The sequence below is a fragment of the Pararhodobacter sp. SW119 genome (genome assembly GCF_017811755.1).
In the GTDB taxonomy this organism is placed as follows: Bacteria; Pseudomonadota; Alphaproteobacteria; order Rhodobacterales; family Rhodobacteraceae; genus Pararhodobacter.
Genome location: NZ_JADDJF010000034.1, coordinates 1 through 16,048, shown reverse-complemented (window position 1 = coordinate 16,048; position 16,048 = coordinate 1). Strand labels below are relative to the sequence as shown.

The 16,048-nt window shown below is 66.2% G+C and carries 11 protein-coding genes and 1 pseudogene; 4 read left to right on the top strand and 8 right to left on the bottom strand.

Features of this window, described 5'->3' with window-relative positions; all coding sequences use genetic code 11:
• Positions 1-41 precede the first annotated feature (41 nt).
• The 6 genes from IM708_RS15535 to IM708_RS15510 all read right to left on the bottom strand — a co-directional run bounded on the left by IM708_RS15535 (position 42) and on the right by IM708_RS15510 (position 8,403).
• A complete protein-coding gene (locus IM708_RS15535; protein WP_209427496.1) occupies positions 42-1,322 on the bottom strand; it encodes a TRAP transporter large permease in 1,281 nt (426 codons plus the stop codon).
• Complete coding sequence (locus tag IM708_RS15530) at positions 1,319-1,879, bottom strand: TRAP transporter small permease subunit (RefSeq protein WP_209427495.1); 561 nt, start codon at positions 1,877-1,879, stop codon at positions 1,319-1,321. Before IM708_RS15530 ends, IM708_RS15535 begins: the two co-directional genes overlap by 4 nt.
• 30 nt (positions 1,880-1,909) lie before the next feature.
• Positions 1,910-2,950, bottom strand: a complete 1,041-nt coding sequence (locus IM708_RS15525) for a TRAP transporter substrate-binding protein (protein WP_209427494.1) — start codon at positions 2,948-2,950, stop codon at positions 1,910-1,912.
• A 33-nt stretch (positions 2,951-2,983) separates the two neighbouring features.
• Positions 2,984-3,775, bottom strand: coding sequence for a putative hydro-lyase (locus IM708_RS15520; RefSeq protein WP_209427493.1), 792 nt, complete (start codon positions 3,773-3,775; stop codon positions 2,984-2,986).
• A gap of 83 nt (positions 3,776-3,858) precedes the next feature.
• The gene (locus IM708_RS15515) at positions 3,859-7,449 is read right to left on the bottom strand and encodes a hydantoinase B/oxoprolinase family protein (RefSeq protein ID WP_209427492.1); all 3,591 of its coding nucleotides are present in this window, start codon (positions 7,447-7,449) and stop codon (positions 3,859-3,861) included.
• Positions 7,450-7,542: 93 nt separating this feature from the next.
• The gene (locus IM708_RS15510; protein WP_209427491.1) at positions 7,543-8,403 is read right to left on the bottom strand and encodes a LysR family transcriptional regulator; all 861 of its coding nucleotides are present in this window, start codon (positions 8,401-8,403) and stop codon (positions 7,543-7,545) included.
• Positions 8,404-8,748: 345 nt separating this feature from the next.
• On the opposite strand from IM708_RS15510, the gene IM708_RS15505 reads away from it, so the two are divergent.
• A complete protein-coding gene (locus IM708_RS15505; protein ID WP_209427490.1) occupies positions 8,749-9,267 on the top strand; it encodes a BA14K family protein in 519 nt (172 codons plus the stop codon).
• Between the two features lie 211 nt (positions 9,268-9,478).
• The gene (locus tag IM708_RS15500; RefSeq protein WP_209427489.1) at positions 9,479-11,164 is read left to right on the top strand and encodes a cation:proton antiporter family protein; all 1,686 of its coding nucleotides are present in this window, start codon (positions 9,479-9,481) and stop codon (positions 11,162-11,164) included.
• Here the strand turns inward: IM708_RS15500 and IM708_RS15495 are convergent.
• The gene (locus IM708_RS15495; RefSeq protein WP_209427488.1) at positions 11,161-11,592 is read right to left on the bottom strand and encodes a DUF1489 domain-containing protein; all 432 of its coding nucleotides are present in this window, start codon (positions 11,590-11,592) and stop codon (positions 11,161-11,163) included. The two genes, IM708_RS15500 and IM708_RS15495, sit on opposite strands and share 4 nt — an antisense overlap.
• Before the next feature lie 110 nt (positions 11,593-11,702).
• On the opposite strand from IM708_RS15495, the gene glsA reads away from it, so the two are divergent.
• Together glsA and IM708_RS15485 are read left to right on the top strand one after the other, a co-directional pair.
• Positions 11,703-12,668: a glutaminase A gene (glsA, locus tag IM708_RS15490; protein WP_209427487.1), complete on the top strand. Its 966-nt coding sequence runs from the start codon at positions 11,703-11,705 to the stop codon at positions 12,666-12,668.
• A 360-nt stretch (positions 12,669-13,028) separates the two neighbouring features.
• The gene (locus IM708_RS15485) at positions 13,029-15,293 is read left to right on the top strand and encodes an adenosylcobalamin-dependent ribonucleoside-diphosphate reductase (RefSeq protein WP_209427486.1); all 2,265 of its coding nucleotides are present in this window, start codon (positions 13,029-13,031) and stop codon (positions 15,291-15,293) included.
• 370 nt (positions 15,294-15,663) lie between these two features.
• On the opposite strand, the pseudogene IM708_RS15480 reads toward IM708_RS15485, so the two are convergent.
• Positions 15,664-16,048: pseudogene (locus IM708_RS15480) on the bottom strand (transposase); the annotation flags it as partial.

The following is a 16,048-nucleotide window of genomic DNA, read 5'->3' as shown; positions in this document are numbered from 1 at the left end:
GAAGCCTCCATTACCAGTGTCACGCAGGTTTGCGAGTCGCATCACAGGTTCGCCGGCAGCCAGAGAGCGAGACCGGGAAAGGCGATCAGGGCAAAGGCCATCAAGAGCATGATCAGCGCATAGGGGATGCAGCCAACCATGACTTCGGACAATCTGCCGCTTTTTCGCGCGCCCTGCACGACATAGAGGTTCAGCCCGACAGGTGGCGTGATCAACGCCATCTCGACCAGCACGATCATCAGGATGCCGAACCAGATCGCGTCATAGCCGAGGCCGACGACGATCGGCACCATGATCGGGATCGTCACCACCATCAGCGACAGCGTCTCGATGAAGAAACCGAGCACGATGTAGATCAGCACGATGACCATCAGCATCATCAAGGGCGACAAGCCCAGACCGTCCATGAAGGCGCGCAATTCGCGCCCAAGCCCGGCGGCCGACAACGTGAAGTTGAGAAACGCCGCGCCGAGAACCACGAGCATTATCATGGCCGTGATGCGCATCGTGCCCAAAAGTGCCTCATGCAGCATCGGCCAGTTCACCCCGCCCGAAAAGGCGGCGATCAGGAAGGCCATGCCGACCCCCACCGCGGCGGCCTCGGTCGGCGTTGCCCAGCCCCGGTAGATCGAGCCGACGATGGCCGCGAAAAGGATCAGAATCGGGATCAGATGGACGAGCCCGGCCAGCATCTCCCGCAGCGGGAAAAATCGCCGCTCGCCCCCCAGGTTCGGACGCAACATGCAGATCAGCGCGGTTACCACGCTGAAGGCGACCGCCAGAAGAAGCCCCGGAATGAGGCCCGCGAGGAAAAGCTGCGGGATCGAGCTTTCGGTGAGAAACCCATAGACGATCAGATTGATCGAGGGCGGGATCATGATCCCCAGCGTACCGCCCGCCGCGATCGCGCCGGAAAAGAGCCGCGGGTCATAGCCGAGCTTTTCGGCCTGCGGCATGGCGACGGTGGCGACGGTCGCGGCGGTCGCGACTGACGAGCCTGAGGTTGCCGAGAACATCGTCGCCGTCCCGATATTGGCATGGATCAGCCCGCCGGGCAGCCAGCTCATCCATTTGTCGAGCGCGCCGTAGGTTTTGGCGGCGACGCCCCCGCGCACGAGCACCTCGCCGAGAAGCACGAAGAACGGGATCGCGATCAGGGTGGAGCTGTTCGAGGCTGACCAGATCATCTGCCCCATGCCGCGAACCAGCGGGAACGGCGTAAAGAACTGGTCGATCCCGATGCCAAGCAGGAAAAGCACGATCCCCACAGGGATCGTCAGCGACAGAAGGCCGAGAAGCCCGACCGAGACATAGAGGATCATTTCGCGTGCTCCAACTCGGCGTCGACCTCGTTGCCGGGACCGATGGCGGCTTCGACCTGCCCGAGCCGACCCTGAAGGATCAGCACCAGTACGATCAGCGTGACCGCGCAGGTCATAAAGGCAAACCAAGCCCAGCCGGCGAACCACAGGCTTTGCGGGATCCACAGCGGGGTTTCCAGAACGGTATTGGCACGCGAGTCGTTGGCGATGCTGCGGGACAGGACCGGCCAGGCGCGGAATGCGATCAGCACGACCGTTCCCGACATCGCCAGCATTGCTATGAGGTCCAGCATCACCCGCCCCCATTGCGCGAGTTGCGTGCGCAGCATCTCGATGCGGACATGCGCCAGTTCCATCAGCGCAAATCCCATGCCCCAGGCGGTGGCCACCGCCATGACGTAGCCGGTAATCTCGGTGGTGCCACCCAGCGACGAGCCGAGCCGTCGCAAGGTGATCTCGATCAGAACGAAGGCGACACAGGCCAGCAGCCCCAGCCCGACCGCAAGCGCGATGCCGCGATTGAACCATTTGAGAAATTCAAGAAGGCGCAGTGCCATGTGGCGTCCGATCCCTTGCAGGTTTCGCGTTCAGTTCACCGGGACCGTCACGCCGACGACCGATCCGACCTCTTCGTTCCAGCGCGTTGCCCAGTCGCTTCCGGCGCGGGCCGCCCAATCCGGCAGCACCTCGGTCTCCAGGATCCTGCGCGCGGTAGCGAAATCCTCCTCGCTCGCCTCGACCAGCACCATCGAACGCGACTCGCCGTGCGGGCAGTCGCCGATGCCGGTCAGGCAGGCCACGTCGTTGACCAGCGCATCCTGCGCCGAGGCCCAGGCCGGATCCTCGAAACTGGTCTTGATCTCGGTGGTGATCAGTTCCTGCATCTCGGCGCTGAGGCTGTTCCAGCGGTCGAGGTTGATCGCGGTGACGACCGGATCCCAGCCGCCCAGCGGTAGCGTCAGAAGATGCGAGGACACTTCCCACCAGCCGGCATTGTAGCCCGATCCGGCGCCGGTCACCGCACAGTCGATGGCGCCGCGTTGCAGCGCGCCCGGAACCTCGCCGAAATCGACGTTCACGCCTTCGGCGCCCAGCGCTTCCAGAAGTTTCGCCGTCATCCGCCCGGAGCCGCGCACCTTCAACCCGCGCAGATCCTCGAGCCCGGCAATCTCGGCGTTGCAGAAGACGATCTGCGGTGGATAGGGGGCGATGGCCAGCACATGGCTGTTGAAGCGGTCGCGGAAGATGTCCTCGACCATCGGGCGCGCGGCCTCGGTCTTGGCGCGCGCGCTCTCGGCGTCGAGCGCGATCAGCGGCACATCGAGCGCCTCAAGCTCCGGTGCGTCGGCCACGGCGTAGTCGCCCACGGTCATCGCCACGTCGTAGACGCCCTCGGCGAGAAGGTTGAAGACGTCGCCGACGCCGAGCCCCATCTCGTTATGGGTGGTCAGCGCGACCTCGATATCCCCGCCCGAGGCATCGGGCAGGATCTCGTTCCAGAACGGCGCCTCGTACTGGCGGTGCAGAGGCAGGTTCGACCAGCTGCCGACCACCGACAGCATCTCGGCCTGGGCCGGCACGGCAAGCGCGCTGGTCACCAGGAAGGCGGTTGCGAGTTTCAGTTTCATGGTTTCTTCCCCGTTGGTTGGTGGTGGTTGGTCTCAGTCGGCTAGAATCGGTATCGGCGCGTCCTCGTCGATATCGCTGATCAGCATGTGGCCGGGAGCGTGGGTGATGACCAGCGGCACGCGGGCGGCGAGCAGCGCGTTCTGGGGCGTCACGCCGCAGCCCCAGAAAACCGGGATCTCGTCGTCATGGACCGGCACCGGGTCGCCCCAGTCGGGGCGATCCAGATTGTCGATCCCGATCGCGGCGGGATTGCCGACATGCACCGGCGCGCCGTGCGCGAGCGGATAGCGGGCGCTGATCTCAGCGGCGCGGGCGATATCGCCGCCGCGCAGCGGGCGCATCGAAACGACCATGGTGCCGCCGAACGGCCCGGCGGACACCAGCGGCAGGCTGGTGCGATACATCGGGACCGTGACGTCGCGTTCGATGTGGCGCATCGGGATTCCGGCCGCCATCAGCGCGCGCTCGAAGGTGAAGGAACAACCCAGCGCCACCGTCACCATGTCGTCGTGCCAGTGCTCGGTGATGTCGGTCATCTCGGCGGCGAAGCGCCCGTCTCGGTAGAGCCGGTAGCGCGGCGTGTCGCGGCGCACGTCGATGTCGCGCCCGAGCGTGTAGAGCATGGGATCGCCTGTCTCACCGACTGCGACGATCGGGCAGGGTTTCGGGTTACGCAGGCAGAAGCGCAGGAAGTCGAGCGCGTGCGATTCCGGCAGGATGGCGAGGTTGCATTGCAGCTTGCCCGGCGCCAGCCCGGCGGTGTGGCCCGAGAAGGCGCCCGAGCGGATGGTTTCACGGAGTGCCGAAAGATCCTGGCGGTTCATGGCATGCTCGCATTTCGTATTGAGGGCTTCAGTGTCGCGCGACTGGGGTATCGGGTCAAATAATGGTTTCGGATCACCATCGATCAGGACTCCGGATCACCATACCCGCCGCCGCCGGGCGTTTCGATCACGATGCAGTCGCCGGCCGCCAGTTCGACCTGGTCGCGACCCTGCAACGCGCTGAGGACGCCATCGGCCCGTACGACCGCATTGACACCCGGCTGTCCCGTCCGCCCGCCGGCCAGCCCGTACGGCTGCTGCACCCGGTTCGAGGTCAGGAGCGTCGCGGTCATCGGGCCGAGCGCGCGCAGCCGCCGGCGGATACCGTCGCCCCCCGCGTGCTGCCCTGCCCCACCCGAGCCAAGGCGGATCGCCATTTCTTCCAGCCGCACCGGGAACCGGGTCTCCAGGATCTCGGGGTCGGTCAGGCGCGTGTTGGTCATGTGCACCTGCACCGCACTGGCGCCGGGACCCTTGGAGGTCGCCCCCATACCGCCGCAGATCGTCTCGTAGTTCTGGAAGCGGGCGTCGCCCCAGGCGAAATTGTTCATCGTCCCCTGTGAGCCCGCGATCACGCCCAGAGCGCCAAAGAGGCACTCGGTGATCGCCTGGCTGACCTCGGTATTGCCGGCGATGACGGCGGCGGGGGGCCTCGGGTTGATCATGCAGCCTTCGGGCACGATCAGCTTGAGCGGCTTCAGGCAGCCCTCGTTCAGTGGGATGTCCCGCCCGACAAGGCAGCGGAAGACATAGAGCACCGCCGCACGGCAGATCGACAGGGGCGCGTTGTAGTTGCCATCCTGCTGCGGCGAGGTGCCGGTGAAGTCGATCTCGGCCCCTTGCGCGTCGTGGTCGACGCGGATCTGCACCCTGATCCGCGCGCCGATGTCCATCGGCAGTTCGAACGTGCTGTCCTTCAGCGCCGAAATTGCCTGACGAACGGCATGTTCGGCATTGCCCTGGACATGGGCGGTATAGGCCGTGACCACATCGGCGCCGAATTCCGCCCGCATCGAGCGCAAGGCGGCGATGCCGGTCTCGTTCGCGGCGATCTGCGCGGCCAGATCGGCGATGTTCTGGTCGATCTGGCGGCAGGGATGCGGGCCGGAGGCCAGCCGTTCGCGGGTCTCGCGCTCCAAAAGCCTTCCCTTGCGCACCAGCTGCACCGGCCCGAAGATCACGCCCTCGTCGTGGATCGTGCGGCTGTCGGGGGGCAGCGATCCGGGCGTAGTGCCGCCGATATCGGCGTGATGCCCGCGTGAGGCGACATAGTTCACGATCGCGCCGCCGGCCTCGTCGAAGACCGGCGTGATGACGGTGACGTCGGGCAGATGCGTGCCGCCCTCGAAGGGCGAGTTCAGCATGAAGGCGTCGCCCGGTTCCATCCGCCCGGCGAAACTGCGCGCCGTGGCGCGCACCGAGTCCGACATCGAGCCCAGATGCACCGGGACATGCGGGGCGTTGGCGACCAGATTGCCGGCCGCATCGAACAGCGCGCAGGAGAAGTCCATGCGCTCCTTGATGTTGACCGACTGCGCGGTGTTGGCGAGCGTGCCGCCCATCTGTTCGGCCACCGACATGAAGCGGTTCGACATCACCTCCAGCAGGACCGGGTCGGGACTGGCCAGCGACGCCGCGCCCAGATCCGAATGCGCGACCGCGGCCACATGCGTCAGATGCAACCCCAGCGCGCTGTCGACCTGTGCCACCCAACCGTCGGCAACGAACACCGTGCCGATGCGTTCGGCGATCAGCGCCGGGCCCACGATGCGCTCGCCCGGCGCAAGCCTGTCGCGGTGGAAAAGCCCGATCTGCCGGTCCGCGCCGTCAAGCCAGGCGGGCGTGGTGCCCGGCGCCGCCAGATCATGCGCCTCCGGCAGAATGGCGGGATCGAGGGTCTCGGCACTATCGCGCGCCTCGACCGAGAGCATGTCGATCTCGGGCGCGGCCCCTTCCGGCACGAAGCCGAAGCGCACCAGATGCGCCTGTGCGAAGGCGTCGGTCATCGCCGCCGGCGTGTCGAAGGCCACCTCGAGCGTCTGCGCCGCGCCCGGATAGCGCAGGAAGGCAACTTCGCGGGTGACGATGCCGTCGCCGGTCACGCCCTGCTCGATCAGTTCGCCCTGCGCCTCGGTGCGCAGTTCCGCGATGATTTCAGCCGCCCGGGCATCGGTCACCGGCAGGTTGGCCTGCTGCTGGCGCATCGCGGTCAGATGCGCAAGGCCCATGCCATAGGCCGAGAGCACCCCGGCCAGCGGATGCAGATAGGCGCGGCGGATGCGCAGCACCTCGGCCACGCCGCAGGCATGCTGCCCGCCGGCACCGCCGAAGCAGCACAGCGTGTAACCCGTCACGTCATGGCCGCGCTCGACGCTGATCTTCTTGATCGCCGCGGCCATGTTCTCCAGCGCAATGCGCAGGAAGCCCTCGGCCACATCCTCGGGCCGCGCCACGGGCAGGCCGGTCTCCTCGGCGACCTGTTCGGCCAGCCGGGTGCAGGCGGCAACGGCCGCGTCGCGGTCCAGTGGCTGGTCACCTTCGGGCCCGAAAACGGCCGGAAAGTCGCGCGCCGAAATGCGCCCCAGCACCACGTTGCAGTCGGTCACCGTCAGCGGCCCCCCGCGCCGGTAGCAGGCCGGGCCCGGATCGGCGCCGGCGCTGTCCGGCCCCACCTGGTAGCGCCCGTCACGGAACGCGCAGACCGACCCGCCGCCCGCCGCGACAGTGTGAATGTCCAGCATCGGGGCGCGCATCCGCACGCCCGCCACCTCGGTCTCGTAGACCCGCTCGAACGTGCCGTTGTAATGGCAGACATCGGTCGAGGTGCCGCCCATGTCAAAGCCGATCAGCCGCTTCAGCCCCGCCGCCAGCGCCGTCTGGACCATGCCGACGACGCCGCCCGCCGGTCCCGACAGGATCGCGTCGCGGCCGCGGAAATTCGCCGCATCGGTCAGCCCGCCCGAGGACTGCATGAACGCAAGCTGCCCCTTTCCCGTCAGCTTCAGCGCGCCCGAGACACGGTCGACATAACGCCGCAGGATCGGCGAGAGATAGGCATCGGCCACCGCCGTGTCGGTCCGCGCGATCAGCTTGATCAGCCGCGCCACCTCGTGCGAGCTGGTGACCTGCGTGAAACCCACTTCCAGCGCGATGGCGGCGACGCGGGCCTCGTGCGCGGGGTTCAGCCAGCCGTGGATGAAGCCGATCGCCACGCCGCGGATCCCCTGCGCGAACGCCGCCTGAAGCGCCGTGCGCGTCGCCGCCTCGTCGAGCGGGACAATCTCGTTGCCTGCGCTGTCCAGACGCCCGGCCACCTCGGCAACCCGGGTATAGAGCACGTCCGGCAGCGTCACGTTCAGATCGAAAAGCCGCGGGCGAGCCTGATAGCCGATCCGCAGCACATAGCCGAAACCCGCGTTGACGATCAAGAGCGTCGGATCGCCCTTGCGCTCGAGAAGCGCGTTGGTTGCGACCGTGGTTCCCATGCGCACCGCGGCGATGCCCGGCGCGGACTCGGGCGCTTCGGACAGGATGCGGTTGATACCGTACACAGCGGCATCGGCGTAGAGTTCCGGGTTCTCGGAAAGAAATTTGTGCGAACTCAGCATGCCGTCTGGCGCGCGCGCCACGATGTCGGTGAAGGTGCCACCACGATCGACCCAGAATTGCCACATGCTTTCGTCCCCCGATTTGATGGAGGCACCATCGCGGATACTGGCAATCCGTACAAATTTTCATTTTGAGGCAGATCCGATCAGCAAAATCGATCACCAATCTTCTGCGACCGCCTGCGCCAGCTCCGCGCACCGCTCCGCCAGCGAGTTGTGGGGATCGGCCACCCAGGAGGCCGTGAAGCGCAGCGGCGCCGGCGTCCAGCCCGGATCGAACCGCTCCAGCTGACCGGCCGCGACGCGCTCTCGCGCCAGTGCGATCGGGACCGGACCGACACCGATCCCCGACGCGATCATCTGCATGCTGGCCGACAGCGACGCGCAGCTGTAGATACGTACCTTCGGCCCGTAGCGCTTGCCCAGTTCGGCCACCAGTTCGCGGTAGGGCCGCGTGTTGCGCGCATAGCTGATCACTGGGCTGCTGAGGAAATCCGCGGTCTCGGTGCCGGCCGCACGATACCAACCCAGCGCAAATTCCGGCAGGTCGGTATTCGCCACGCTGAACTCGGAGATGGGGCCCATCAGGAAGGCGAGGTCAAGCTGGCGGGCCAGCAGCGCCTCGCGCAGATTGACCGAGATATCGACCGTCAGCTCCAGATCCAAGCGCGGAAACTCGGCACTCAGCCGTTTGAGGAACTGCGGCAGCCAGGATTCCGCGACCGTTTCAGAGGCGCCGACCCGAAACAGCCCCGTGGCGCCCGACCGGTCGGCCACGCGCTGCAGGATCTCCTGCTGGACGAAGAACATCTGCTCGGCGTAGCCGCGCAGCAATTCGCCCTCACGCGTCAGGCTAACCCCGCGCGTGGTGCGATCCAGAAGCCGGACGCGGAGCGAGTCTTCGAGCGCCTGCAGGCGTGCCGAGACCGCGGGTTGCGAAACGTTCATCTGCTCGGACGCGCGCCTCACGCCGCCGAGCCGGGCCACCCAGAGAAAGGTTCGAAGCTGATCGAGGTTCATCGGGCGGTCCCTGCCGGTTGCCACGGGGCGGCCATCTTGGGCTGTTGAATGCCCTTCGTCCAGCGCGTCACTGAAGCCACGACGAAGGGCGCGCTGGCGCCCGGAACGATGCGGTCGAGCCGCCTCTGCCCGGCGTCGGCGTCCAAATTTGGACAACCCCTCTCTCACCAGCAAATACCGTCGCGATTTTGAGTATTTTCGGGGCTGCGCGCTGGAAATCACCGCATCCGACCCTGCGGCCTCACATCAAAGTCATGTCCGATTTCGACAGAAGCGACGCCTTCGCGCGTTCATCAGGAGAGCGTGGAGAGGAGAACCGCGTGGATCCAATCAGAGGAGGACACGATGAAGACAATTATTTCAACAGTGTGTGCCGCTGTCCTGGCCCTGTCACCGGTCGCGACCAGCCCGGTCAGCGCGGGGCAGGCGGGTACTCCGGCACCGATCAACGCGGTCTTCCAGGGCTCTGTCGCCGAGAACCTGGTGCAGGTGCAGTCCAGGAACCGTTTCAACAATCGCTATAACAATCGCTTCGACAACCGCCGGGGCTTCGACCGCCGCGGCACACAGAACAGGCGCTTCAACGAGCGCAATCGGCGACACCACTACGGCCGGCCGGCACCGCAGCGACGCAGCAGCGGTCCCGACCTGGGATCCGCGGTCGTCGGCGCCATCGTCGGCGGCCTGATCGTCAACCAGTTGCATCAGCAGCCGCGCCGCGGCGGGGCCCACGCCAGTGGCGTTCTCAGCAGCAATCACCTGAACTGGTGCCGCAATCGCTGGCGCTCCTACCGCGTGGTGGACAACAGCTATCAGCCCTACAACGGGCCGCGCCGCGTCTGCGTATCGCCCTACGGCCCCTGATCTGCGCCCAGGACGGAAAGCGGCCCTGGCCGCAGCCCAGGGTCAGCACACGAGGTTGCCCGGCCGGATCCCACCCGGCCGGATTAGCGCACGTGAAACGCATGCCCCTCCCCGCGCGGCCCTGACAGCGTGCAGACCCCGCCGGCATCTGGCCAAACCGGGCCGGATCGGCTAGGTCGTTCCCGGCATTTCCCAATCCCGGGCGACCCGCATGACGCACGATTTCGCCTCCGTCTTCTACGAGATCGCCATACTGGTGCTGCTCGCCTCGGCACTGGGCCTCGTCGGGATGCTGTTGCGCCAGCCGCTGATCGTCGCCTTCATCGCGGTCGGGCTGCTGGCCGGGCCGGATGCGCTGGGCCTGGTCAGTTCCACCGATTTCATCGAGACGCTGAGCCAGATCTCGATCGCGGTACTGCTCTTCCTCGTCGGGCTGAAGCTCGATGTCTCGCTGGTGCGCAACCTCGGCAGGGTGGCGGTGGCGACGGGGCTGGGCCAGGTCGGCTTCACCGCCTTCTTCGGCTTTCTCATCTGCCTCGGCCTCGGCCTCGACTGGCTGACCTCGATCTACATCGCGGTGGCGCTGACCTTCTCTTCGACCATCATCATCGTCAAGCTTCTGTCCGACAAGCAGGAGATCGGCGCGCTGCACGGCAAGATCGCGCTGGGCTTCCTGATCGTGCAGGACATCTTCGTCGTCCTTGCGATGGTCACGCTGTCGGCGCTGGGCGTGGGGATGGGCGACCAGGCGGGATCGCTCTGGGACGTGGTGCTGGTCTTCCTGGGCGGGGCGGGCATGATCGCCTTCGTCATGGTCTTCATCCGCTATGTCGCCGACCCGCTGCTGCGCGTGATCTCGGGCTCGTCGGAACTGATGGTGATCTTCGCCGTCGGCTGGGCGGCGGGGCTGGCGGCGGCGGGCGACGCGCTGGGTTTCGGCAAGGAACTGGGCGGGCTGCTGGCCGGGGTCTCCCTCGCCTCCACCCAGTACCGCGACGCCATCGGCTCGCGGCTGGCGTCCCTGCGCGACTTTCTCTTGCTGTTCTTCTTCATCAACCTCGGCGCGGCGTTGGACCTGTCGACGCTGGGCGACCAGATCGGCCCGGCGATCGTGCTGTCGCTCTTCGTGCTGATCGGCAACCCGCTGATCGTGCTCGCCATCATGGGTTATATGGGCTACCGCAAGCGCACCGGCTTCCTCGCCGGTCTGACGGTGGCGCAGATCTCGGAATTCTCGTTGATCTTCATGGCGATGGGCATCACCATCGGCCATGTCGGCGAGGGGGCGATGGGGCTGGTCACACTCGTCGGCCTCGTGACCATCGCGCTCTCGGTCTACATGATCACCTGGTCGCACAAGCTCTACGCGATCTGCGAGCCGTTCCTCGGCGTCTTCGAACGCCGCACCGCCTGGCGCGAGGCCGAGGATGCCGAAGACGCCGCCCTCGACCGGCGCTACGACTACGTGATCTTCGGGCTGGGCCGCTACGGCTGCCGGATCGGTCAGGGCCTGAAGGCGCGTGGCTTCCGCGTCCTCGGCATCGACTTCGATCCCGAGGCGCTGGAACACTGGCGCGGCATGGGGCTGGACGCCAGCTACGGCGACGCCACCGACCCCGAATTCGTCGTGCATCTGGACCTTTCCAGGGTCCGCGCCGTGGTCTCGGCCGTTCCCCGCGACCGCGCCAGCCTGACCGAGGCCGACCCGCAGCTGGCGCTGCTGCACGGCCTGCAATCGGCCAACTACAAGGGCAAGGTCTTCCTGTCCGTGCAGCAGGTCGCCGAGGCCGAGAAACTGCTCGCCAAGGGCGCCAGCGTGATCCTCAAACCCTTCGACGACGCCGCCGATTACGCCGTGCGCCAGCTGATCGACGCCCAGGGCGAAGGCACGACCTAGCGCAGTCCCAGGTCGGCCAGCGCAGCACTCATCGCGGGGGGCAGCGCGTCATCGCCCTTGCGCGCCGCGGGCAGGTCACGGGGTGCATCCTCGGGCTTGAGGTAGCGCCAGCCCTGGAACGGGCGGCGCGGCTGCGGCTCGGTGCGCACCAGCGCCGGTTCCAGCACCAGCCCGCAGCGCAGGATTCTGTCGGCGCCCGTCACCTCGTCAAAGCGCAGGATCCGCTGGCGGGCCAGCACCAGCCCCTTGAACACCCAGAAAAGAGAGCCGCCGTTCAGCACCTCGGCCTCGCGGCGCGGCCACATCCGGGTGACGTGCCGCGGCAACCCGTCGGGGTTCTGCGCCGCGCGCGTGCGCTGCCAGGCGATCAGGTCCTCGACCGCCTCGGCGCCGACGCAGAGTTTCAGGATATGGATCACGCCCGCCATCGCCTTGGCATCTAGGCCGCGGCGGCCCGACTGGCAAGCGGCAAGACCGGCAACCTTTCCGCCCCCGGCGCGTTGCCCTGCGAAAGGGATTTTCGCGAGAAGGATTTTTCATGGCCAAAACCAAACGCGGCGAACGAGCCGCACTTCAGCGCGCCCTCGACGAGATCGCGCAGGAGATGCACGAGACTGACGGCTGGGGCATGCCGCCCGAGGACGAGGCGCTGTCGCGCGTCGATCTGCACCAGTTCGGCATCGCCGTGGCGTTTCCCGGCGAGGGCGTCGTCGCCAGCGCCGGCGATGCGCAGGTGCCCTTCTCGATCCAGAGCATCTCGAAGATCCTGTCGCTGGAACTGGCGCACGAGGCCATCGGCGACGCGCTCTGGAAACGCGTCGGCCGCGAGCCCTCGGGCAACCCGTTCGACACGGTCATCGACCTGGAACAGTACAAGGGCTATCCGCGCAACCCGCTGGTCAACGCCGGCGCGCTGGTGGTGATCGACCTTCTGGTATCGAAATACGGCTCGGACGAAGCCGCGCACGCCGTCCGCAGCTTCGTCGAAAAGCACCTCGACGGCGACAAGGTCACCTTCAGCGATGAGGTGATCGAAAGCTCGCGCCAGGGCGGCGACCAGAACACCGCGCTGATGCATATCGCGCGGCACTTCGGCAATTTCGACAACGAACCGGCCAAGGTCATGCTGCCCTACGTGCTGCAATGCGCGATGGAGTTGTCCTGCCACCAACTGGCGCGGCTGGGCCTTTTCCTGATTCCGCCCGAACCGCCCAAACCCGACGACGCGGACCAGCGGCGGATTAAGCGCGCGCGGCGCATCCTGTCGCTGATGCTGACCTGCGGCATGTACGACGGCTCGGGCGAGTTTGCCTACCGCACCGGACTGCCCGCGAAAAGCGGGGTCGGCGGCGGCATCCTGGCGGTGGTGCCGGGCACCGCGTCGATCGGGGTCTGGTCGCCCGGCCTGGACGAGGCCGGCAATTCCCGCCTGGGCGTCATGGCGCTGGAGCGGTTGTCGGACCGCATGAACTGGTCGGTCTTCGCCAACCGTGGCCCCGTCTGATCGAGCGGCCCGCAGGGCGCCCACATCCGGAATGCCCGCCGAAAGCGGCAAAAATTAGCCAGTTGGTAATAACTGCCATACGTTTGCCATACGCTTGCCATACGCTTGCCAGCCACTTGCTGGCAGCCGAAAATCGCGCCTTTTCAGCGGCCTGCGCCGCAAATCTCGAACTTGCCGCCCTCACACGCCACCGCACGCCCGCAACACCCCCGCGCAACGCCATTCGGCCCGGTTTCCTACGCCGAAAACGGGTCGGCAGCCGCTGTCAGCGGCCCGGCCGTGCAACGCACTAGGGTTTGACCAGCGCCTCGGACAGGCGTATCTTGGGTGACTCCCCAGGCCGCACCACAGGATTTGCGCATGACCCGTTTCGCCGCCCCCATTGCCGAGCAGATCTGGGACATGAAATACCGCCTGAAGGCCGCCGACGGCACCCCCATCGACGGCACGATCGAAGACACCTGGCGCCGCATCGCCCGCGCCCTGGCCTCGGTCGAGGCCGAGCCCGCGAAATGGGAAGACCGCTTTTTCAATGCCTTGGAGGATTTCAAATACCTCCCCGCCGGCCGCATCACCGCCGGCGCCGGCACCGGCCGGTCGGTCACGCTGTTCAACTGCTTCGTCATGGGCACCATCCCCGACAGCATGGGCGGCATCTTCGACATGCTGAAGGAAGCCGCGCTGACGATGCAGCAGGGCGGTGGAATCGGGTATGATTTCAGCACGATACGGCCCAAGGGCGCACCCGTCGCCGGGGTCGCCGCCGACGCCTCGGGGCCGTTGTCGTTCATGGATGTCTGGGACGCGATGTGCCGCACGATCATGTCCGCCGGCTCGCGCCGCGGCGCGATGATGGCGACGATGCGCTGCGACCACCCGGATATCGAGGCCTTCATCATCGCCAAACAAGACGCCGCGCGCCTGCGCATGTTCAACCTCTCGGTTCTGGTCACCGACCCCTTCATGGAAGCGGTCAGGGACGACGGCCCCTGGGATCTCGTCTTCGAGGGCAAGGTCTACCAGACCGTCCAGGCGCGCGACCTGTGGAACCGGATCATGCGCGCGACCTACGACTACGCCGAGCCGGGCGTGATCTTCATCGACCGGATCAATCAGGCCAACAACCTGAACTATTGTGAAAAAATCGCCGCGACCAACCCCTGCGGGGAACAACCGTTGCCGCCCTATGGAGCCTGCCTTCTCGGCTCGGTCAACCTCGCCCGGCTGGTCACCGACCCCTTCACCGAAGACGCAAGACTCGACGCGACGGCGCTGGACGATCTGGTGCGACTGGCCATCCGGATGATGGACAACGTCGTCGACGCCAGCCGCTTCCCCCTCCCCAAGCAGGCCGAGGAAGCGCGCCTGAAGCGCCGCATCGGTCTGGGCGTCACGGGGCTGGCCGATGCGCTCCTGATGCTCGGGCTGCGCTACGGCGCCGACGACGCGGTGGCGCAGACCGAAACCTGGATGAAGGCCATTGCGCGCAGCGCCTACCTCGCTTCCGTTGAATTGGCGAAGGAAAAGGGCGCGTTTCCCCTTTTCGACGCCGAGAAGTTCCTTGCGTCGGGCAACATGCTCCAGATGGACGCGGATGTGCGCAACGCGATCCGCACCCACGGCATCCGCAACGCGCTCCTGACCTCGATCGCGCCCACCGGCACCATCAGCCTCTACGCTGGGAATGTCTCCTCGGGGATCGAGCCCGTCTTCGCCTACAGCTACAAGCGCAAGGTCCTGCAGCCCGACGGCTCCCGTACCGAGGAGGAGGTCGTGGACTACGCCGTCCAGATGTGGCGAGAGTTGAAGGGCGACGAACCACTGCCGGCGTATTTCGTGAACGCGCAGACGCTGGCGCCCATCGACCACGTGAAGATGCAGGCCGCAGCGCAGAAATGGGTGGATTCCTCGATCTCGAAGACGATCAACGTGCCCGAGGCCATAGGTTTCGAAGCGTTCAAGGACGTCTACCTCGCCGCCTGGGACATGGGCTGCAAGGGTTGCACGACCTACCGTCCGAACGACGTGACGGGATCCGTCCTGACCGTGTCCGAAACCACCGACATCGCCCCCCAGGCCGACACCGGCGCCGAGGTGATCTATCTTTCCGAACCCCTCGACCGCCCCGAAGCGCTGGAGGGGCAGACCTACAAGCTGAAATGGCCAGTCTCCGAACACGCGATCTACATCACCATCAACGACATCATCGTCGGCGGTCGGCGGCGACCCTTCGAGGTCTTCATCAACTCGAAGAACATGGAGCATTACGCCTGGACCGTGGCGCTGACGCGCATGATCTCGGCCGTCTTCCGCCGTGGGGGCGACGTGAGCTTCGTGGTGGAGGAGTTGAAGGCGGTCTTCGACCCGCGCGGCGGCGCCTGGATGCAAGGCCGCTACATCCCCTCGATCCTGGCCGCGATCGGCGGCGTGATCGAGGAGCACCTGATCAAGATCGGCTTCATCGAGGGCGCGGGACTGGGTCTGAAATCCGACCCGCAGGCCAGGGCCGCGGTGATGGGCGCGGGCAAACGCGGCGCCGCCTGCCCCGCTTGCGGCGTCTACGAGATGGTGATGATAGAAGGCTGCATGACCTGCCGCGCCTGCGGTCACTCGAAATGCAGTTGACCCGCGTCAGCAAGGTTGTGTGTGGCTGCAAGCAGAGTTTGCACTTTTTTCAGGCAAAATGAACATTTTGACAAGGAATGTTTGCACATAGGCTTTTCGCGCGCCCCACGGTAGATTCTTTTCCGTGATGCATTGTGCTGGTTTTTTCGTGCCGCACGGCGACACAGTCGAGTAGTTTTTAGCGTGCCGCGTCACAAGCGGACATTCAGCCGAATGTCTCGCCCGATCGGCCGGGCCACGACAAGCAAATGCGCAAAAGAAAGAGGCCGCAGAATATCTGCGGCCTCTTCGGCAGGACGATGAGGTTTAGGCTCGAAACTGTCGGTGGCGGCCTTATCGCTTCAGGAGACCAGCGCACCCGGTGACGGCGCTACTGGCCTCTCCCCCGTTTCCGGCGGGGTTGGGGCTCTACTACGTGCTGATCGTGTAGCTCGATCTCGGACCACCGCTCCGAGAGAAAGACGTTGCGACCGTAAGCGCAGCCCTCCTGCATGCCCCAGGCCTCCGCGAAGTGTTGCCTGTCGAGCTGGACGGCGCCGCATCTAAGGGCAACCTCGATTGCGTAAATGATGGTTTCGATGCAACGCCCGAAACGTTCGCGGCTGGCGTGAACCAGGCGAGGGATCAGCTCGGGATCATTCGGCGGTTCCAGTCCCGCCTGCTGACAGAAGACCGCGATCTGCCTGGCGAGGGGCTTGCCGTCCTTGGCGTGCGAGAGCGGCGGCAGCTTGATCATCGAGAACCGGCGCGCCACC

What these genes read in the sequence shown, in the direction of transcription:
- IM708_RS15515 (WP_209427492.1), bottom strand. Translation starts at nt 7,449, where the DNA reads ATGTGGCAATTCTGGGTCGATCGTGGTGGCACCTTCACCGACATCGTG.
- IM708_RS15530 (WP_209427495.1), bottom strand. Translation starts at nt 1,879, where the DNA reads ATGGCACTGCGCCTTCTTGAATTTCTCAAATGGTTCAATCGCGGCATC.
- IM708_RS15520 (WP_209427493.1), bottom strand. Translation starts at nt 3,775, where the DNA reads ATGAACCGCCAGGATCTTTCGGCACTCCGTGAAACCATCCGCTCGGGC.
- IM708_RS15535 (WP_209427496.1), bottom strand. Translation starts at nt 1,322, where the DNA reads ATGATCCTCTATGTCTCGGTCGGGCTTCTCGGCCTTCTGTCGCTGACG.
- IM708_RS15525 (WP_209427494.1), bottom strand. Translation starts at nt 2,950, where the DNA reads ATGAAACTGAAACTCGCAACCGCCTTCCTGGTGACCAGCGCGCTTGCC.
- IM708_RS15505 (WP_209427490.1), top strand. Translation starts at nt 8,749, where the DNA reads ATGAAGACAATTATTTCAACAGTGTGTGCCGCTGTCCTGGCCCTGTCA.
- IM708_RS15485 (WP_209427486.1), top strand. Translation starts at nt 13,029, where the DNA reads ATGACCCGTTTCGCCGCCCCCATTGCCGAGCAGATCTGGGACATGAAA.
- IM708_RS15510 (WP_209427491.1), bottom strand. Translation starts at nt 8,403, where the DNA reads ATGAACCTCGATCAGCTTCGAACCTTTCTCTGGGTGGCCCGGCTCGGC.
- glsA (WP_209427487.1), top strand. Translation starts at nt 11,703, where the DNA reads ATGGCCAAAACCAAACGCGGCGAACGAGCCGCACTTCAGCGCGCCCTC.
- IM708_RS15500 (WP_209427489.1), top strand. Translation starts at nt 9,479, where the DNA reads ATGACGCACGATTTCGCCTCCGTCTTCTACGAGATCGCCATACTGGTG.
- IM708_RS15495 (WP_209427488.1), bottom strand. Translation starts at nt 11,592, where the DNA reads ATGGCGGGCGTGATCCATATCCTGAAACTCTGCGTCGGCGCCGAGGCG.